Origin of the sequence: Sphingobacterium sp. UBA6645 (genome assembly GCF_002455685.1) — a bacterium.
Lineage (GTDB): Bacteria > Bacteroidota > Bacteroidia > Sphingobacteriales > Sphingobacteriaceae > Sphingobacterium > Sphingobacterium hotanense.
This window is the reverse complement of sequence record NZ_DKLH01000037.1, coordinates 37487-57199: the sequence shown is the minus strand read 5'-3', so window position 1 is coordinate 57199 and position 19713 is coordinate 37487. Positions and strand designations below refer to the sequence as shown.

The window sequence follows — 19713 nt, the reverse complement described above, 5'->3', positions numbered from 1 at the left end:
ATAAGACCCAATTTAGGTCTAATCGTAACACAAAAGGTAATATGGCAGACAGCGTTTATATGTCAGAACATATTACTAAGTCCCAACTGGAGTTCTTGAAGTTGTTGGACGACTATGAAATTGAGTTGTTCAAATTCTCCGAAATTGAGCTGTTGCTAGAACAAAAGTTTGATAACTTAAGTGAAGTCTTAGAAAGTCTCGTTGATAAAGAGCTTCTTGTACGGATCGAGAAAGGCAAATTTCGTAGACAAAGTTTTAGATATGAATATGTCATAGGGACGTTCATCGTAGAAAATAGTGCCGTAGCATATTGGTCGGCGCTAAATTTACATGGGTTGACGGAACAATTTTCCAACACCGTTTTTATTCAGACGACTACTCAAAAGAACAACAAGTCAATCTTAGGCACTTCTTATAAATCCGTTAGGATAGCACCTAATAAAAGAACAGGAATTATACAAAATGGTTATGGAAACCTTCAGTATTCAATCACGGATGTGGAGAAAACAATAGTCGATTTCTTTGATCTACCTCAACATTCTGGGGGCTATGTGGAATTGATTCGAGCAGTTAGTCAAGCGAAAATGCAAGCCTCTAAATTAGTCGATTACTGTCAGGCTGTAAATAATATTGCGGTTACCAAACGAATTGGCTATTTGGTTAAGCTTCTCCAAATACCAAGCATGGAATCTTTTATAGATTTTGCCAAAATGCAGGTAAAAAATAAAAATAATTTGTTTGATCCCCAGGGGTTGGAAAAAGGTGAATTTGTCGCGGAATGTTCAATGAGACAAAACTCAGACAATCCGGGTTAGCGCCATTCTTGTTGACAGCATCGGCCTGCTCCTTCCGCCGGAGATACCAGGTGACATGAACTTTATTTTCTGCTAAAATTTTGACTAACGCCGTAGCCCAGCTACCGCCTCCTCTAAGACTTACTTTTTTACACAAACTGTGTGGATTTTTTCGTTTAAGAAGCCAATTTGAGCAGGGCTAAAGACCAAGAATTAGTACAAAGGTAGTCAAAATAAACGAAAAGGGCAAAGTTGGCCTGTGGGCGAGCAGGCAAACGGATTAAACTTATACCGTCATTTTTATCAGCCCCTTAGTCCGGCACACTTACTTTCATAGAGACAGTTTGTGATGATATTTGCCTGCTTCGCTTGTAAAAAATCCCGTCAAAATGGTCTATTCTTCGGCTTTTTTGCCCCGATCTGAAGTCTGAGGTTAAGACTGTTCGTATTTTTTGATTACATTTGTATAGCTATTTTTCCAAAGTGATGCTCTTATCACTGCATACCCAAGAAATCTCGGTTATAATCACGATAATTTGTTTTGTCTTTTATATAATCATTGTATAGGAGATCCCGGGATAAGAATTTCCGTTTTTTTATTTCGGAAAATCAACTGTTTGAAAGTACGATATGATAAAATTTAGAAGTATAAAAACCACACTCAACAAAGGCGTAACCGTTCCCAGTTTGATCTTCATTACAGGTATTTGTTTGCTGTCTGCCATTTATCCGAAATTGACAGAAAACCTGCTCAATACTGTTAAAGGTTTTATTTTTGTCAACTTGAACTATGTGTATGTCTGGTCGGTAACGATTTTCGTCCTGTTTTTGGTTTATTTGATGTTCAGTAAGTATGGTAATATCCGTTTGGGAAGAAACGACAGCAAGCCTGCCTATTCTTTCTTTTCATGGATCTCCATGCTGTTTGCCGCGGGGATGGGGATCGGATTGATGTATTTTAGCGTTGCCGAACCGATGCAACATTATTCCAATGAGGTATTTTCAGGAAATACCGCCATCCAGCGCGCTAAGGATGCACAGCTCTATACGTTTTTCCATTGGGGCATTCATGCGTGGGCGATTTACGGTATTGTGGGATTGTCTTTAGCTTATTTCGCTTATCGTTATCGTTTGCCACTTTCCTTGAGAAGCTGTTTTTATCCTTTGCTGAAAGATAAGATTAAAGGCACTTGGGGCAATACGATCGATATTTTTGCGCTTTGCAGTACGTTTTTCGGGATTACCACTACGTTGGGTTTTGGCGTAGTGCAGATCAACTCGGGGCTGGAAACATTGGGTGTCTTACCGGGGAGCAGCTTTATTTATCAGGTATTGATTGTAGGTGTATTGGTCTCGCTTTCCATTATTTCTGCCGTGAGCGGTGTGGACAAAGGCGTCCGGATATTGAGCAACATCAATATTGTGAGTGTTGTTGTGCTTTTGCTGTTTGTTTTGGTTCTTGGTCCTACCGTATATCTGATAGGTAGTTTTACGGAAGGCATCGGGACCTATATCAATAATTTCTTTAGCCTTACTTTTAACACGCACGTTTATGAAGCCGAAACGCAACCGTGGTTTTACGACTGGACGATATTGTATTGGGCTTGGTGGATTTCCTGGTCTCCTTATGTGGGGCTGTTCATCGCCAAGATTTCCAAAGGACGAACCATACGTGAGTTTATTGCGGCGGTCTTAATTATACCTACCCTGTTTAATTTCATATGGATGTCGGTCTTCGGGAACAGTGCGATCTGGTTTGATGTGAATATCGCAGACGGAGCTCTGAGCCAGCTTGCCAGCAACCCGGATGCACTGATGTTCCGCTTTTTGGAATATTTGCCTTTGACCGAGATCATCAGCTTTTTGGTCATTGCTATTATTATTATTTTCTTCGTGACTTCTGCCGACTCCGGAATGTTCGTCATGAACAGCATTGCTACCAAAAATGCCCTGATTTCACCAAAATGGCAAACAATCGGTTGGGGAATTTTACTTGCTACGCTTGCCTTAATTTTGCTGAACGCGGGCGGACTGAACGCATTGCAGAGCATGACATTGATAACCGCTTTACCGTTCTCGGTTATTATGCTGTTATTTATCGTTAGTCTGGTCAAGGCCTTGGCGATCGACCAAAAATATTATGAACGTGATTTTTCAGCCACGACCATCCCATGGTCGGGAGAGTCCTGGAGACAACGATTGAAACAGATCGTTTCCTTTAATGATAAAAAATCCGTTAGCCGTTATATCGATACCACGGTAAAAGAAGCCTTGTATGAACTTCAACAGGAGTTTGCACAAAATAATATTGATGCAACGATCAATTCCTATGAGAAACCTCAAAGAATAGAGATCGAGATCAAGCATGATGTCGTTAATAACTTTGTCTATGGTGTAAAGAATGAGACAAGGGTGGTGTCCGACTATCTGCTCAATGAAGAGAATCTACCCGATGTGGATGACAGCCAGACCCACTTTCCCAAATCCTATTTTGGGGATGCCCGTGAGGGATATGATGTACAACTTTTTACAAAAAACGAGCTGATCTCTGACGTACTGAAACACTATGAAAGGTTTATCGAGATCATTGTGGAAAAAAGGAACGAAATGTTTATCAGCAGTAATGCCAACCGAAGATTAGAATGAACATGTACCACTATCTCATAGCTGTATGTTGCGCGAATAGGGTATCAACTCTTTGATTGTGTAACGGCATATATTCCTCCGATTACGAGTAAGGTAGCCAACACTTTTGATATTTGTTTAATTTTGTAGCACTAATAAATAAGTTAGGCATAATGCTACAAGCTATCGTGTAAACCTAGACTGAAAGAAAATGGACGACAATAACAATACTAAACGACTTTCACGACTAACTGCAATTTTGACAATTTTGCAAACGAAACGACTTTTGACAGCTTAGGAATTAGCGAATAAATTTTCAGTTAGTAACAGGACAATTTATAGAGATATAAAAGCATTAGAACAAGCAGGTGTTCCTATTTTGACCGAAGACGGAAAAAGGCTATTCGTTAATGGAAGGTTAGAGAATACCACCAGTATCATTTACCGAAAGCGAAGCCAATGCCTTAATTACAGCCGAACAACTCATTTTAAAATATAAAGACGCTTCATTTGTAAAAGAATATTCAGAAGCTATCAACAAAATAAAATCTGTTTTACGCGACAACACCAAGGACAAAGCAAACTTACTTTCCGACCGAACTGTATTTAGACAAAATGCAGAAAACGACAGAACAAGTAATTATCTAACAACATTATCGCTTCTGTGGGACTGAATGTCAATTCAACAGCGGTTATCACCGGTGCCATGTTGATTTCGCCATTGATGGGCCCGATCTTAGGGGCGGGTTTCGCCTTAGGGACATTTGATTTTCCGCTGTTAAAAAAATCCCTCAAAAATCTTTTGATCGCGACATTGATCAGCCTGGTGGTATCGTTCCTGTATTTCCTGCTAAGCCCGTTCAAAGACGCCCAATTCGAGCTACTGGCCCGCATATCGCCCAATATTTATGATGTGTTGATTGCTTTTTTCGGTGGACTGGTCGGTGTCATTGCGATTACATGGGTCAATAAGGGCAACCCTATCCCCGGGGTGGCCATCGCTACCGTTCTGATGCCTCCGCTCTGTACAGCCGGATATGGACTGGCGATAGGCAATATGTCCTTTTTTGCCGGCGCTATATATCTATACATCATCAATTGCGTTTTCATTTGTCTGTCTACCTTTGCTATCGTTAAATTTCTGCGATATCCCAAGGTTAATTATGTGGACAAATTGCGGGAAAAACGGATCGGGCAAAGCATTACCTTACTGACTATCATATTGATTGCTCCCAGCCTGTATTTTGCATACAACCTCTTGCAGGAAAAGAAATTCAGTGACCGTATCAAGCAATTTGTACAGCATGAATTTGCCGAAAAAGGCTATACTATCGTTTATGAAAAAACACAGTTCAATAAAAATCCGAAACGTTTGGAGCTGGCTTTCCTGACCAAAAAAATTCATCCTGTGGAAATCGAACAGCTCCAAAACTCATTGGCATCTTATGGTGTCGAAAATACAGAGCTCACTATCAAACAGGACAGCGTAGACCTCAGATCTGCAATATTGAGCGAAATAGACAAGCATACCGTCTCCGTTAATGAAAAAGATCTTACGATCCGTAGCCTGAACCAGCGCCTTTCCCGCTATGAGCTGGCAAATGTCCAGCTTCGTCATGATATGGCTATACTGTTCCCGCAGATAGCACATTATAGCATTGGTGTGCAACAGTATTACAATACCAGGGACAGCCTGGTCAATTACATAGCATTTGTCTATCAGGCTAAGGACGACTTTCCCGAACAGTAGGAACAGAAATTGAAAAAATGGCTGTCTGTTCAGTTTCCCAATGACAGCCTTGCCATCGTGCCGACCGGCGCAGAAAGCAAACTATAAAAAAGATTTGATATGGTCATTATATCCGTAAATAGCTAATATATCGCCCTGTTCCAGTACGGTATCCGGTCTAGGTATCCGGTGGAGTATCGTCGTAACCATACTTTTCCCAAAGGTTGTTTTCTGCTCTTTGCTTTTTAAAATGGTCAATACCAATAGTTCGTATATTTCACGGAAACCGACTTCTTGTATACTTTTGCCCACATATTTATCCGGTACGACGGCTTCGACGATGCTGTAATTACTGTTCAGCTCGAATGAATCGACCAGCCCGGTAATGCAAAGCTTCTTTGACCAGCGTTCAGCAGATTCTTCCTCGGGGTGGGCAATCTCGGATATTCCCAGAGCGGTCAACACCTTTTCATGAAGCCTGTTGACCGCTCTGCTGATCAGGCGTTTGACCCCGGCTTCTTTACATAGGGCTGTCACCATGATATTGGCGCCTTCATCTTCTCCTATTGCCACTACGACTACATCCGTATTCTTCAGGGGCAAAGTATAGAAAGCGGCTTCCTCAGTAGCATCCAGGCAGATACAATGTGTTATTTTTTCCTTTAGGGCAGTTATCTTTTCCATGCGCTGATCCACACCAACGACTTCGTTGCCCTGCATCGTTAATTTCATGGCCAGAGAGGCGCCGAAATTACCCAAACCTATAATGATAAATTTGATAATGTTACGTTATTTATTAATAAACCGTTAGCTCTTCCTGCGCATAGCGGTAGTGCGTATATCTTGTTTTTTTGATAAAAGCAATGAGTACCGACAAAGTGGTTACACGGCCAATGAACATCAAAAAGATGATCCGGTCTTGAAAAATATTTCCCGTTGAATAGCACCGATTTTAACCAAAGTCTCCTATACGCATATGTCAGCACCGATGCTTGGTATCCGTTATCTGGGTATGTGGGTATTGGACAATATTACAGTGTCAGCTATGGAAATGGTGGTGGCCCTAACAGTTTTATTAGGATTAGAAAAGAATCTGGAGGGATACCGCAATACTTCTATTCTATGCGTATTTACGCGGTAAAAGCCAATGCTACTATACATCTGTCAGGTACTAATCGAGGCATTATTGCTCCCGACGGTAAATTCTATGCTGATAAAACTTTGCGTAGCATGGGTGAAATAGATTTTCGTAGTGTATTAGGCATTACCGAGAATTAACAAGAGTTAGCCACTTCTTAGTGTCGAAAAGAAAAAAGCCGGTTGAGAAAAGTATGTCAACCGGCTATATTGTTATAGTACCTGTTACTTATTTAACTTATTCCATTCGTTGTCTCAATAAATGACGCAGATCATCTGATGCAGGAAGCTCGAAGACTTCCAGGTCAAAATATTTGATCGCCGCAAAGAGGTGGTCAAAGATATCGGACATGACATCCTCAAAAAATGCCCATTCCGTCCCCTTTGTAAACATGTATAGTTCCAACGGAAGTCCGTTTTCAGTGGGTTCCAGTTGACGGACCAGCAAGGTTAATCCTTGATGTATATTGGGGTTATGCAGGGCATAAGCTTTTATATACGCCCTGAACAGGCCTACGTTTGTCATTCTACGCCCGTTGACCAATACCTCTTCGTCAACATTGTGTTCATTGTTATATTTCTTGATTTCTTCTTCTCTTTGTGCGATATATGGAGCCAGAAGTGCAATTTTCCTCAGGTCTTCTATTTCGCTGTTATCCACATATCGGATGGTCGATATCTTGATATGGATAGCGCGCTTGATCCTTCGCCCACCACTTTCCTGCATTCCCCTGTAATTCTTAAAAGAATCACTTAACAAGGTGTAAGTAGGTATGGTCACAATCGTCTTGTCCCAGTTTTGTACCCTCACGTTATTGAGATTGATTTGTAGGACATCTCCGTCAACACCATATTTGGGCATTTCTATCCAGTCCCCGACACGTACGGAATCATTTGCAGAGACCTGTATGCTGGCCACAAAGCCGAGTATAGTATCTTTGAAGACTAACATCAAAATAGCGGACGCTGCACCCAGAGAGACGAGAAAAGACCATGGCGAATTGCCCGTAAGAATAGAAACGATCAGGGTGCCGACGACAAATATGAGGAATATCTGAAACACCTGAAGATAGCTGTCCAAAGGCTTGTCCACAAATGCCCTGGTAGATCGCAGGATATCCCGCGCAGTCTTTAAAACACTGTTCACCAGCCCGTAAACCGCAAATATAACCAGTATGCTCAAAAATTTATCGAGAGCCGTTACAAAAGAGGGAAACCCAACAAAAATCAACGGTAAGAATTGCCGTGAGACAGCGATGAGAATAAGACGGCTCAGGTGTACATGTACTTTGTTATCAAGCAGATAGTCGTCCCAGTTACTTTTCGTCTTTTTGATCAATCGCATAACGATCGAATTAAAAAAACTTTTCAAAAGAAAGTCAAGGAGCACCAACAGGATAAAGGCGACAATCAGAAGACCGGCCGAGGTAAGGATATGCGCAATTCTATCCTGTACGCCGGCAGTTTTTGCAAGTTCAAATGTCCATTGGTAAATTTGACTGGTTGTCTGTTCGGTAGTGTTAATAATGTTTGTTTTTCCCATATTAACAAACAAATGTACAAAAACTAAACTAAATGGGGCTAGATAGGCTTCTAATTGTTACACAGCCCCTATTTTATCTTTTGCTTTTCCCTTAGTGATCTGGTATAGCTGTTGCTCTTTATGGTTTCTTTTCGCCCATTTCTACTGCTATTTATTGCCAATTTGTGGGGGGATCGTCCTTAGCAGTACTAAACCTGTTCATCAATAATGCGACCATCGAATCTCCCGACACATTGGTCGCTGTCCAGAGCATATCCAATGGTCTATCGACGGCAAATAGCAGGGCGATACCGGCTGGATTGACTCCGATGGATTCCAGTACGATTACCAGCATCAGGATACCGGCTCCCGGCACGGCCGCAGCACCGATAGGGGCCAACGTTGCCGTTGCTATGACACTTAGCTGTTGCGCGGTGGTAAGGTCGTATCCCATGACCTGCGCAATAAAGATGGCGGCGACACCCTGATACAGACAGGTACCGTCCATGTTGATCGTGGCTCCTATGGGCAAAAAAAAGTTCAGCACATCTTTCCGTATATGCAGGTAGCGTAGCTGCACTCGAGCTGGTCGAAAACCACAACAGTTGGGCGGGCAAAATAGCCTTGAAAAATTTGACGGGGTTCATTTTGCCAAAAAAATAGACAAACATCGTGTATACTCCATATACCAGAACCAATAGCCCGAGTACAACGGTAAAAGCGAACATTGCCAAAGCTTTGAACATATCAAGGGAAGGTGCCTCTGCAATGAGCGTAACAATAAGAGCGAATACACCATATGGAGCGAACATCATCATGATATCGACAATCTTCAATGCGATGGCATTTCCGGTGTCCAGTACGTTTTTAAACGTCACTATCTGCTTAGCGGGCAACAATATCATCGCAATACCGACCAGCAGGCTAAAGAATATGAGCTGGAGCACATTACTGTTTGAGGTTGTCGCATGAAAAATGTTTTCCGGAACGATATCAATGAGTATCTGCAAGGCCCTCTGACTTCCTGTACTACAGTAACTTGGCCTACCTTTTGCTGTACTTTGCTCCAAACATTTGTAACATCTGCTCCCGGATAGCTTCAGTTATCAAGCTACCGGGCTTAATAAGGTTAACCAACGCCAAGCCTATAGTAACAGCGATAACCGTTGCTAGTATTTACACGGCCAACGGACGAAGCCCAAGCCGGAAAGCTGTGTTACATCTTTTAGATCAGAAACTCCTTTGATAAGAGATACAGTGATGAGCGGGATAGCGATCAATTTCAGGGAGAGACTTGCGGAGAAAGGGCTAAAGGTCTGCCATCAGCATATGTCTAAGATACTCCGCAATCCTTTCTATTGCGGCATGCTGGCGCACAATATGCTCGAGGGAAAGGTCGTAGAAGGCAACCAAGAGCAACTCGTCTCCAAAGAGGTCTTTCTAAAGGTAAACGGACTGCTCAAGGAGAATCCACAGGGGTACCGGATCAAAGTGAAAACTCGAAAATCCCACTGAAACGTTTCCTAACCTGTGACCATTGCGGGAAGCCCATGTGTGGCTATATCGTAAAGAAAAAGAACCTATCATTGCAAATGCAGTACAAAGGCCTGTAACAACAACAAAAGCGCACGGGCCCTTAATGACCTGTTTGCGCAGATACTACAGACTTTTAAGGTGGATGAGGCGAAAGATATGGTTAAAGCGATAAACAAGCAGGCAGCCGCCAAATTCAACCAAATGACAGCAGGAGATCGGGATGATTACCACAACCTGCAGGGACAACATACGGAGATACAGAAGAAGATAAATAGATTGGAGGAACGCTACATCGAGAAAGAAATAGGTGGAGAACTATACCACAAGTATCACGCAAAGTATAAAGAGGAAAAGGAAGAAATCGAGAAAAATCTGACGAAGCTCTCCCGACAAGTGTCGAACCTTGATGAGGGAGTTGGTACAGCCATTAAATTCACCCTTGAATTGCCTCTAAAGTGGGTTTCTGCCGACTATAACACCAGAAAACGCATACAATATCTACTCTTCCCCGAGGGTATCCGGTACAGCAAGAAAACAGACGAATGTTGAACCCCAAGAATAAACACGCTGTTTCCGTATATAGTTTATTATCAGCAAATTATAAGCAATAAAAAAGAGGCATACCAGAATTAGGACTGGATTATGCCTCTTTTGCAACGTTGGTAGCCCGTAGGGAAATAACACCTTCCGAGCATCAATCTTATTTTCAGTACTTTACAAACCTTTAAATTCCCTACTCACCGAATCACTCACTGGCTTGACATACGCTTTAGCTGCAATTGCTATTGCGCAAATATAATAAAAATCTGCTCGCAAATTGGAATACCTAGTTACTTTTTAAGTATCTATAGTGCCGTACATTATTAGTTCTTTGACCTGTTTCAGTTTTTTTGCAATTGCGGGTTCATCCCAATGTTTGAAAAAACACTGCTAACAGTTATAAAATGACAAGACAAGCTATGTTCTTTGAGTAAATATTATAGCAAATTTAGCCTATTACGAATTAAGCCTCTTTGTATTGTGCTATTAATAAGCGAAACAAGATAGAACATTTTTCTTCCCCCCTATTCCCTAGAAAATGAATCTAAAAAGCAAAAATATTAGGTACACATATACAAAAAATGAAAAGCATATCTTAGATTTGAAAACAGTGATCGGATCAATAGATGATTTCGTGCTGTATAAAAATCTATTAAAATTATAGACTTTAGTGTGAACGTTGTTATGATTTGCGGACGATTGAATGGTGATGAGCGGAAGCTATTGCCTGAGGTAAATTCAAATGAGCATGGTTAAGGAGATTAGTAATGTCGTTTTAAAACAAGTTGGCGATGGCGATGAGTCAGCGTTTAGAAGCTTGTTTGATACTTATCGTCCTAATATTTACACCACGGCATTGCGCGTGACTAACAATGAATGGATGGCTGAAGATATTGTGCAGGACACTTTTGTCAAAGTCTGGATTAACAGACATCTTCTCCCTTCTCTCGATAATTTTGAAGCTTGGCTTTATGTTCTGGCAAAGAATATTACCCTGAATATTATTAAAAAACAGGACAGCTATAAGGCTTATGCGCAAGAGGAGGCACGGGCTGCCTTAATACGTGTTTACCCCGAAGCAGACTATTTGGTGCAGGATAAAGAATTTCAGCGCATGTTGCAAGAAGCGGTTGATCGGTTACCTCCTAAACAGAGGGAAACCTATCGCTTGATCAGAGAGCAATACCTTAAGCGGGATGAAGCTGCGAATATACTTCATGTATCGCCTGAAACAGTTAAATGGAATTTGGATCAGGCTATGAAAAGCATCCGTGCTTATTGCCTTGCTAATATGAAAGAAATGCCATTTGTTGTGCTTCTTCACTTTTTCTTAAAATATTTTTAATTTTTTTTTAATCCTTACCCCCCAAAGTATTTTTTCAACTGTCATATTTATACATCGGCAATAAAATCAGCTTTGTGTTGCAAATCTGGTTTTTATTACTGTTGTTTTTTAGGATATTTTTAGTTGGCTCACTCCGCTAAACACGATACAGATGGATACTCCAAACGATAATAAATTACGATACCTATTAGACCGCTGTTTAAGCGGGCAGGAAACCGCGGAGGAACGTGCGGAGTTGGATGGCTATTTCGAAAGTAAACAATCGCAGGAGTTATTGGATGCCAAAATTTTGGATGCTTTTTATCAAGAAAAGAAATTAGTCGATATAGCACCAGAAAAACAAGAACAGATATTACAGGCGATATATGCTTTAGAGCAAATAGATCGGCCTATTCGAAAAATTAATTATTGGAAATGGGCAGGCGTCGCAGCCTTATTCTTGTTCATACTCATGCCATTCTTAATCGATAAAACTACAATTACGAAGCATGAATGGACTCTTACCGATACGGCGTCGAAACACGAAACCCAACAAAAGATCGTCGAAGGACCAGCGCATTCGGAGGATCTCCTTCCAGCCCAAGAGGAAGCTGTACTGGAAATGGCTGATGGTACTCGTATTGCTTTAGCGAATCTTGCCGCTGGTAAAACCTTCGAAAGAGAGGGCGTTACAATGGAAAGATCTATTGACGGAAGTTTAGTTTTGCGGTTTTTGTCCGATTTGAAGGGTAATCAGCGATTTGCAAACCATATTCATACGATAAGAACACCGCGCGGTGGGACGTATAAAGTGGTGCTTTCTGACGGTACTATTGTACATCTCAATGCGGATTCTAAGTTGAGCTTTCCGACTACATTTACGGCGGATGAGCGACGTGTTACATTTGAAGGTGAAGCCTACTTCGACGTAGCTAAAGACAAAAAACGGCAATTTATTGTTGTTAGCGGTTCGGGAAAGCAGCAGCAGGAACTTCGTGTATATGGAACAGCGTTTAATCTTTCGGCTTATCCAGAAGAGGAGAGCGTACGTACGACGTTGATCGAAGGAAGTGTGAAGGTTAAATCTGTATATGCTGGGGTGGAGTTGTTCTTGAAGCCGAACGAAGAAGCTTTGTTGGGCACGGGAGGTTTGACTAAAGATGTGGCTGATTTGGATGCAACACTCGCATGGAAAAATAATGTCTTCTATTTTGCGGACGAACCGATTGAAAAGGTAATGTCGCAGATCAGCCGCTGGTATGATGTAGATATACTGTATCAAGGTCCTGTTCCAACAGACAAATTCTGGGGGCAGATTTCCCGAAATAAGAAACTACCAGAACTATTGGAAATAGTAGAAAGGATGAGCAAGCTGAAATTTGATATCCGAGGAAAGGAGGTGTATATCTTGGATTAGACAGGATCAACCTAAACGTAGAAAACAACAGAAACTGAAATCATTAACTACTAACCTTGACTTCTTTCTGCTTCCTAAAAAGTAGAGGGTCTTAACAAAATCAATTTATGGGGACTTTTTATAAAAGGGTGCTGGCTGCATGCGCTTGGATATTGCTTTGTGCTAGCATACTGTGTCAACCCGTTTCGGCACAAAACCGAACCGTAACGATAGACAAAAAGAATATCACACTTAACGAATTTTTGACGGAAATCCGAAAGCAAACAGGTTATGATTTCGTATTCACTTCGTCTAAATTGGACTTCAACAAGAAGGTAAGTCCCAAATTTAAAGATGAGAATATCATCCAGGTGTTAAACCAATATTTCAACGTTAATACAGGGGTCATTTACGTGTTTAAAAATCAAACCATTGTCTTGATCGATGAAGAAAAAGCCGATTATATTGTCTTACAAGGACAGGTTCTTGACGCAGGTACTAAACAGCCCATGGCTGGTGTAACAGTCGGTATTGGCGAAAAAAATATTCAAACAAAAACCGATAATAAAGGGAATTTTAACATTAATGTACCGGAGTATGCGAAAGCTTTGGAGTTTAATTTCATTGGTTTCAAGAAGAAACTGATACCTATTACGGCTTCGGTAAAATACCAGGTTGAACTGGAGGAAAAAACGGAAGAGATTGAAGACGTGGTGGTGACGGGGATTTTTAATCGGAGTGCAGAAAGTTTTACCGGGGCTGCTCGTACAATCTCAGGGGAGGAACTGAAAAAGATTTCCGCGAATAATATTTTTACGGGGATTTCAGCTATTGAACCTTCATTCAGTATGATCGCTAATAATGAATTAGGTGGAAATATCAATCAGCTTCCAGAAATCCAACTGCGTGGCGAAAACTCTTTTCCTATTGTGAATGGAGAGCTTTCTTCAAATCCCAATCAGCCTCTTTTTATTTTAGATGGTTTTGCTGTAGAGTTGCAACGCGTTGTCGACCTGGATATGAATACAATTGCCAGTGTAACAATTTTAAAAGACGCTTCGGCAACAGCCATATATGGATCTCGTGGTGCGAATGGCGTAATGGTTATCAATACTATAGCACCTAAACCGGGGAAAATTCAAGTCTCCATTAACAACGATTTCCGTTTGTCTGTGCCGGATCTCTCCGTGTACAATTATTTAAATGCTTATGAAAAATTAGACTTTGAAAATCGTGTTGGACTTTATGAAGGTTCGAATGGTCAAGCGACGTATTTTAACGAGTTATTATACAATTCTCGCTTGAAAAATGCGGCAAATGGTGTCAATACCGATTGGAAAAAGATCCCTACACAGTTAGGCGTTAACAATAGAACTTCCCTAAACCTGCAAGGTGGAGACGAACATATTCGTTTTGGCGTGTTGGCGACGGCTGATTTACAGCAAGGTGTGATGAAAGGTCAGGATAGGAAAAACTATTCGGGGCAATTTGATTTGACATACCTAGTGAACAAGATTCAATTTAAGAACTCGCTAAGAGTTATCCAGACAGTTTCTAACGAATCGCCATACGGTAGTTTTAGTGAATATATTGCGATGAATCCATACCACTCTCCCTATGATCTGAACGGTAATGTGCAGCAGTATGTGGAGAATGTAGCTTATAGTCCTTATGGTCGTAGTTCCCGCATAACCAGCCCGCTTTATGATGCGAGTTTGCATTCGGTGAACCAAACGCGCCAGCTCGGTGTTACAAATAATTTTCAGGTGCGCTATAATTTTTCAAGGAATTTATTTTTCGAATCTAGTTTAGGATTAACCAAACAACTTGGTTCAACGGATCAGTTTTATTCCGCGCAAGACAGTCGCTTTGATAATATTACAGATGTCAATAGAAAAGGTTCTTATACGGCACAAAATGATGACAATTTCAATTATGAAAGTTTAACGAATTTAAATTATAATGTACAATTGGGGAAACATCAAATATTCAGTACCGCTTCTTTAAATATAGCTAGTGAGTCGCAACAATATAAACAGATTGTCGCAGAGGGATTTCCATACGATCAATTGGATAATCTTTTATTTGCCAATCAATATGAAGAAAACGGACGCCCTACAGGTAATGAAAGTACCGCACGGCGTGTGGGCTATCTGTTAAATGCAAATTACTCTTACGATAATCGATTTTTAGTTGATGTATCCTTTAAACGAGATGGCTCATCACAGTATGGAACAGAGCAACTTTTTGGGACTTTTTGGTCGACTGGTCTAGGTTGGAATATTCATAACGAGAAATTTTTCAAACAGAACGATAATGTTAACCGCTTAAAACTACGGGCGAGTTACGGTTCTGCGGGATCGTTGAATATTCCATCTTATTCTGCGCAGACACGCTATAATTATGGTGTGGGTACAGGTTATTATAATGACCTGGGCGCTGTACTAACAAATCTCGGTAATCGTGATCTAAGTTGGCAGACGGTTTATAAGCTCAATGTTGGTTTAGATGTCGCCATGTTCCGCGAAAGACTGGATATGCGCTTGGATGTGTATAGGGATATGACGAAAAATGCGATAGCTACGATAAGTACAGCACCTTCCACAGGTTTTAGCTCATATTCCGAAAATTATGGCGAATTGCAGAATGATGGTTTTGAGTTTAATATCCGCTATAAACTTATTGACAGAAGAGAATCGAATATCTTATGGTCTATTTTTGCCAATGGATTTACAAACGCTAATATCCTTAAAAAGCTATCAGACCGGCTGAAAGCGTCTAACGATCTGTTAAATGAAAACAATGTAGATCAGACGGTACCGAATACACTCTTTCAAGAAGGAAAATCAATCAACACCATATATACGGTACGTTCATTGGGTGTTGATCCTGCGACCGGTTCAGAGATCTTCCTAACAAAAGATGGACAACGTACCTACGAATGGAACGTTGCGGATAAAGTTGCATCTGGTATAGATCAGCCCAAATGGTCCGGTAATTTTGGTACGAATCTGAATTATAAGGGTTTTGAATTGGGAATGATCTGGAACTATCAATATGGAGGACAGTTGTATAACCAGACCCTTGTGGATAAGGTCGAATCGGTAAATCCGAATAATAACGTAGATCGGAGAGCTTATGATCTGGGTTGGTCTGCACCCGGAGACGAATCTCAGTTTACAAGAATTGGACTCAATACTGTAGCGACACGTCTAACTTCACGCTTCGTACAGGATAATAATGTGTTGACATTGAGTTCACTCTCTTTGGGATATAATTTTTTACAGCAACCGTGGTTGAAACGTGCAGGGTTGAGAAGTCTTTACCTGACCGCGATTACAAACGATCTCATTCAATTTAGCTCGATCGATATTGAGCGAGGATCCTCGAATCCTTTTGCCAGAACTTTCTCATTATCTGTCCGGGTAGGATTTTAAATCATCATTGTTATGAAGAAGAATAAAATTACGATAAAACTTGTTGCGGTAGCCCTTAGCTGTATGGTTGCATTTAGTGGCTGTCGCAAATATTTGGAAGTATATCCCAAGTCTAGTGTTTCTGAAGATCAGATTTTTTTATCTGAAATCGGATTTCAACAGGCATTAACAGGGGTATATTCTCAGCTTGCTGCCCAAAGACTGTATGGGGATAACCTTACGATGGGCTTCGTCTCTGCATTGGCGCAAAACTATAATCCGCAAAATTCAAATAGCTACTTTTACGCCACTAGTGCCTATAACTATACTTCCGATGAAGTTTTAGGTTATGCTTCGTCTACCTGGAACACGGCCTATAATGCAATAGCTGCGGCAAACAATATTATCTCTCATACGGAAACTAATCGTTCCGTACTCACGGATGAGAACTACAATCTGATCCGTGGTGAGGCTTTGGCTTTGCGTGCACTGTTGCATTTTGATGTACTCCGCCTGTTTGCACCTTCTATGACGGTCGGTGCTAATACAAAGGCTATTCCTTACAAAACATCTGTGGATCAATATTCCAAAATTCCATCAACCGTCAGTCAGGTTATCGATTCCGCGCTCTATGATTTGCAGGAAGCTGAGGTCTTACTGAAAAAATCAGATGCGATATTAAGTGGGACGATCAATCGTCAGATTAAAATGAATTATTATGCGGTTAAAGCGTTGCAAGCTCGAGTATATTTGTATAAGGGCGATAAAGAGAATGCATATGCGGCTGCCAAGATCGTTATGGAGGCGGATAAGTTTCCATTTGTTCAGAGCAATGATATAAATACAATATACGGTTTTAACTATTTATTTAAATCGGAATTGGTATTTGGTTTACGTGTAAGAGATATTCAAGATTGGGCTGTTGATTTATATTTTGGATCGTATAGATCCGATAGAGGGGTGCCCAATAGATCCTTAGCTGAATATCAAACTTTGTATGAAATTACTGGAGGAGGAGATACGGACTATCGCTATAGTTATTTACTGGATAATCCCGACGATGCTCCTGCTACTGTATATGTAACTACGAAATATTGGCAAACTTGGACGCAATCTTCGGACAGTTCACGATTAGATCAATTGGTTCCCGTAATTCGGATGACCGAAATGTGTTATATTTTAGCAGAGACCGCTCCTACGTTGACCGAATCTTTAACTTGGTTGAATAAAGTAAGGGGAGGTAGGAATCTAGCGCATTTGTCTACAAATACGCTAACGGAAGCCTATATAAGGCAGGAGTTAACCAAAGAATATCAAAAGGAATTTTACGCTGAAGGGCAACTTTTTTTCTATTACAAAAGATTGAATAATTCCAATATTCAATTTCTCTCTACAACTTTTGATACAAGTAAGTACATCATTCCTATTCCAGACGACGAATTGGAAGCAAATCCTAATTATTAATCTTTTATGGTTTTGAATATGAAAAAGATAAAGTTTTATATGCTTTTTGCGAGTTTGGTTACTTTAATGGCTTGCCAAAAAGATGATATAATATATTACGAAGGACCAGATGCTGTAAGTATCTATATAGATGTGGCAGCATATGAGGTGGATAGTACCAGCTATTCCTTTGGCTTAGAGCTACCCGAAGTGGTACAGGATACGGTTTGGGTAAAGGTACGTGTACAGGGAACTGCAAAAAGTTACGATCGTACCATCGAATTGAAGGCAATTACAGGAACTACAGCGACAGAAGGAGAAGATTTTGAATTGCCTAAATTTATTTTAAAAGCTAATGAAGTGGAAGCACGCTATCCCGTAATACTTTATCGCACAGAGAGATTGCAGGAAAATACGGAGAAAGTAATTGTAGCTATTAAAGCAAATGCAGATTTTGAAGAAGCCGCATTAGGAGAAGAAATTGGCGAAACAGAGAGTGTCGCCTTTTATACGATCTATTTTAATGATTTTCTATCAGAGCCAGCTTACTGGAGTACGATGTATTTCGATTATTATATAGGAGATTTTTCGGTTGTAAAGTTTCAATTTATGGTCTCGGTGTATGGTATTACAGATTTTTCGGTATGGAGCGATGGCGAAATTCTAAATGCTGCCTTAAATCTGCGTAATGCCTTAGCAGAATACGAAGCAGAAAATGGTATACTCTACGATGAAGATGGTAATCGTGTAACCTTTTAAGAAAATTTACAATGAAACAGTTTAATATAATCATTTTATTCTTATCGCTTCTTTCTACCGGATGCCGTAAAGACAAAGAATTCATAAACCAGGACTCGTTTGCTGAATTCGCCATAAAATACCCGTCAGATACCTCAATAGTCATTCCCCAATACGATACACTCAAGATTAATCCCGTAATTTCCGGAATAGATAATCGGAAGAACTACAGTTATGAATGGAAAGTCTATGTGGATGATGAACCGCGTATCATATCAACGGATAGAAATATCGCTGTAGAGGTGGCTTTGCCAGAGGGTAATTATAGCTTGCAATTTTCCGTAAAGGAAGAATCTACTGGAGTGAGGGCGATAAGCAATGTCTTTTCTATTAATGTAACGGGTTCTTTCTACGAAGGCTGGCTTGTTACAAATAATATAAACGGTAAGGGGCAGATGTCTTTCCTTCGTTCAGATGATGAAGTTATCTTAAACCCTTTAGAGGAGGTTAATAATGTTGCCTATCCAGGTAAGGCAGTAGGGACTATTGCGTTGATAGCAGATAACTTCCGGAACAGTACGGTGAATCAGATCATGTACTTCACAGATAAGGGCTTGACCATGTTTGATCCAGCTACATTGTTGCAGATTTCAACGACAAACCAGAATTTATTTTCCCCAATATCGTTTATAGAAAGGCCTGCCTATAATATGAACAGTTATTACATCGATCAGTATTTAATTGGAAATGGTAGTCTATACATGGCTTTTGGACCATTATTTGGAGGAGGAGTTCTAGAAACATTTTCCTCGCGAATAGAGGGAGATTATAGTTTATATCCATATGTTTTTCTGGATGCTAGCGGTAGTGCTTTTTTCTATGATAATAGGAGTAAGAAGTTTTTTGTTGCCTATTATTATGAGAGAACAATTGATGAGGCTAAATCTATTGGTAAGACAATGCTTGGCGCAGATAAAACCACAAATAGCAATCGATATCTTTCTCTATTGAAGGAGGGGAATTCCTATGCTACCTTGATATGTAATCTAAATTCCTATGGAACATCAACTTATACGGAGCAAGTGTTTTATCCTGTTGAAATTGATGAAGCTCCTGTTTTTGCAGCTTCCTCGTTATTTTACCATGGCTATTATAGTGCGGGCAATAAAATCTATAAAGTAAATGCAAATAATGGAGAGATATCTCTTGTGTATACTTTTGAGAGTGGAAGTAAAATAGGAGATATCCAAATAATGAAAGAGGGGGACGATTCTAATCAGAAATTGGTTGTGGGAGTTAACAATGATACAAGCGGCGAAGTGCACTATATTTACCTGGATAGCCAAGGCAATTATGATAGCAGTAGAACGCCAAAAGTGTTTACAGGCTTTGGTACTATTGTTCACCTTAATTATCGTACAGCATCTTAGGAAAATGAGATTCGCATGTGGGTAAAAAAATATGTGCGAATCTCAATTTATTGCTAATTGACAAATAGAGAAAATAAATTAGG

The 19713-nt window shown here is 40.4% G+C and carries 15 protein-coding genes and 2 pseudogenes; 13 read left to right on the top strand and 4 right to left on the bottom strand.

Annotated elements, in window-relative coordinates:
- The first annotated feature begins 41 nt into the window (after positions 1-41).
- A complete protein-coding gene (locus B2400_RS06210) occupies positions 42-815 on the top strand; it encodes a type IV toxin-antitoxin system AbiEi family antitoxin domain-containing protein (RefSeq protein ID WP_293931855.1) in 774 nt (257 codons plus the stop codon).
- A 28-nt stretch (positions 816-843) separates the two neighbouring features.
- On the opposite strand, the pseudogene B2400_RS17860 reads toward B2400_RS06210, so the two are convergent.
- Positions 844-951 (bottom strand): annotated as a pseudogene (locus tag B2400_RS17860) (glycerol-3-phosphate dehydrogenase); the annotation flags it as partial.
- Positions 952-1424: 473 nt separating this feature from the next.
- Here B2400_RS17860 and B2400_RS06205 point away from each other — a divergent pair.
- From B2400_RS06205 to B2400_RS06195, 3 genes are all read left to right on the top strand, one after another.
- On the top strand, positions 1425-3440 hold the full coding sequence (locus B2400_RS06205) for a BCCT family transporter (protein ID WP_293931853.1): 2016 nt from the start codon (positions 1425-1427) through the stop codon (positions 3438-3440).
- Positions 3441-3753: 313 nt separating this feature from the next.
- Positions 3754-3918 (top strand): hypothetical protein, encoded by a 165-nt coding sequence (locus B2400_RS06200; protein ID WP_293931876.1) that lies wholly within the window; start codon positions 3754-3756, stop codon positions 3916-3918.
- Positions 3919-4083: 165 nt separating this feature from the next.
- Positions 4084-5169 carry a DUF389 domain-containing protein gene (locus B2400_RS06195; RefSeq protein ID WP_293931851.1) on the top strand — a complete coding sequence of 362 codons (1086 nt, stop codon included), beginning with the start codon at positions 4084-4086 and terminating at the stop codon, positions 5167-5169.
- Between the two features lie 81 nt (positions 5170-5250).
- Here B2400_RS06195 and B2400_RS06190 read toward each other — a convergent pair whose 3' ends face one another.
- Positions 5251-5913, bottom strand: coding sequence for a potassium channel family protein (locus B2400_RS06190; RefSeq protein WP_293931874.1), 663 nt, complete (start codon positions 5911-5913; stop codon positions 5251-5253).
- 171 nt (positions 5914-6084) lie between these two features.
- Between B2400_RS06190 and B2400_RS06185 the strand changes: the two genes are divergently transcribed.
- Complete coding sequence (locus tag B2400_RS06185) at positions 6085-6426, top strand: hypothetical protein (RefSeq protein WP_293931849.1); 342 nt, start codon at positions 6085-6087, stop codon at positions 6424-6426.
- A 97-nt stretch (positions 6427-6523) separates the two neighbouring features.
- Here the strand turns inward: B2400_RS06185 and B2400_RS06180 are convergent, their stop codons facing one another.
- Both B2400_RS06180 and B2400_RS06175 read right to left on the bottom strand, forming a co-directional pair.
- Positions 6524-7828, bottom strand: a complete 1305-nt coding sequence (locus B2400_RS06180; protein WP_286651592.1) for a mechanosensitive ion channel family protein — start codon at positions 7826-7828, stop codon at positions 6524-6526.
- 151 nt (positions 7829-7979) lie between these two features.
- A pseudogene (locus tag B2400_RS06175) lies at positions 7980-8817 on the bottom strand (dicarboxylate/amino acid:cation symporter).
- A gap of 250 nt (positions 8818-9067) precedes the next feature.
- Here B2400_RS06175 and B2400_RS17855 point away from each other — a divergent pair.
- The 8 genes from B2400_RS17855 (at position 9068) to B2400_RS06140 (ending at position 19630) form a co-directional block, all read left to right on the top strand.
- Positions 9068-9322 (top strand): recombinase family protein, encoded by a 255-nt coding sequence (locus B2400_RS17855; protein ID WP_286651593.1) that lies wholly within the window; start codon positions 9068-9070, stop codon positions 9320-9322.
- Between the two features lie 177 nt (positions 9323-9499).
- Positions 9500-9892 carry a hypothetical protein gene (locus tag B2400_RS06170; RefSeq protein WP_293931847.1) on the top strand — a complete coding sequence of 131 codons (393 nt, stop codon included), beginning with the start codon at positions 9500-9502 and terminating at the stop codon, positions 9890-9892.
- A gap of 739 nt (positions 9893-10631) precedes the next feature.
- Complete coding sequence (locus B2400_RS06165) at positions 10632-11228, top strand: RNA polymerase sigma factor (RefSeq protein ID WP_293931845.1); 597 nt, start codon at positions 10632-10634, stop codon at positions 11226-11228.
- A gap of 151 nt (positions 11229-11379) precedes the next feature.
- A complete protein-coding gene (locus tag B2400_RS06160) occupies positions 11380-12624 on the top strand; it encodes a FecR family protein (RefSeq protein WP_293931843.1) in 1245 nt (414 codons plus the stop codon).
- A 107-nt stretch (positions 12625-12731) separates the two neighbouring features.
- Positions 12732-16040, top strand: coding sequence for a SusC/RagA family TonB-linked outer membrane protein (locus B2400_RS06155; RefSeq protein ID WP_293931841.1), 3309 nt, complete (start codon positions 12732-12734; stop codon positions 16038-16040).
- 12 nt (positions 16041-16052) lie between these two features.
- Entirely contained in the window at positions 16053-17483 is a 1431-nt protein-coding gene (locus B2400_RS06150; RefSeq protein ID WP_293931839.1) for a RagB/SusD family nutrient uptake outer membrane protein, read from the top strand.
- Between the two features lie 18 nt (positions 17484-17501).
- Positions 17502-18221, top strand: coding sequence for a DUF4843 domain-containing protein (locus tag B2400_RS06145; protein ID WP_293931837.1), 720 nt, complete (start codon positions 17502-17504; stop codon positions 18219-18221).
- A gap of 11 nt (positions 18222-18232) precedes the next feature.
- A complete protein-coding gene (locus tag B2400_RS06140) occupies positions 18233-19630 on the top strand; it encodes a PKD-like family lipoprotein (RefSeq protein ID WP_293931835.1) in 1398 nt (465 codons plus the stop codon).
- Positions 19631-19713 lie beyond the last annotated feature (83 nt).

Bases quoted from the DNA above. Each gene is read 5' to 3' on its own strand.
- B2400_RS06210 (WP_293931855.1), top strand. From the start codon at position 42: ATGGCAGACAGCGTTTATATGTCAGAACATATTACTAAGTCCCAACTG.
- B2400_RS06205 (WP_293931853.1), top strand. From the start codon at position 1,425: ATGATAAAATTTAGAAGTATAAAAACCACACTCAACAAAGGCGTAACC.
- B2400_RS06180 (WP_286651592.1), bottom strand. From the start codon at position 7,828: ATGGGAAAAACAAACATTATTAACACTACCGAACAGACAACCAGTCAA.
- B2400_RS17855 (WP_286651593.1), top strand. From the start codon at position 9,068: ATGAGCGGGATAGCGATCAATTTCAGGGAGAGACTTGCGGAGAAAGGG.
- B2400_RS06170 (WP_293931847.1), top strand. From the start codon at position 9,500: ATGGTTAAAGCGATAAACAAGCAGGCAGCCGCCAAATTCAACCAAATG.
- B2400_RS06165 (WP_293931845.1), top strand. From the start codon at position 10,632: ATGGTTAAGGAGATTAGTAATGTCGTTTTAAAACAAGTTGGCGATGGC.
- B2400_RS06160 (WP_293931843.1), top strand. From the start codon at position 11,380: ATGGATACTCCAAACGATAATAAATTACGATACCTATTAGACCGCTGT.
- B2400_RS06155 (WP_293931841.1), top strand. From the start codon at position 12,732: ATGGGGACTTTTTATAAAAGGGTGCTGGCTGCATGCGCTTGGATATTG.
- B2400_RS06150 (WP_293931839.1), top strand. From the start codon at position 16,053: ATGAAGAAGAATAAAATTACGATAAAACTTGTTGCGGTAGCCCTTAGC.
- B2400_RS06145 (WP_293931837.1), top strand. From the start codon at position 17,502: ATGAAAAAGATAAAGTTTTATATGCTTTTTGCGAGTTTGGTTACTTTA.
- B2400_RS06140 (WP_293931835.1), top strand. From the start codon at position 18,233: ATGAAACAGTTTAATATAATCATTTTATTCTTATCGCTTCTTTCTACC.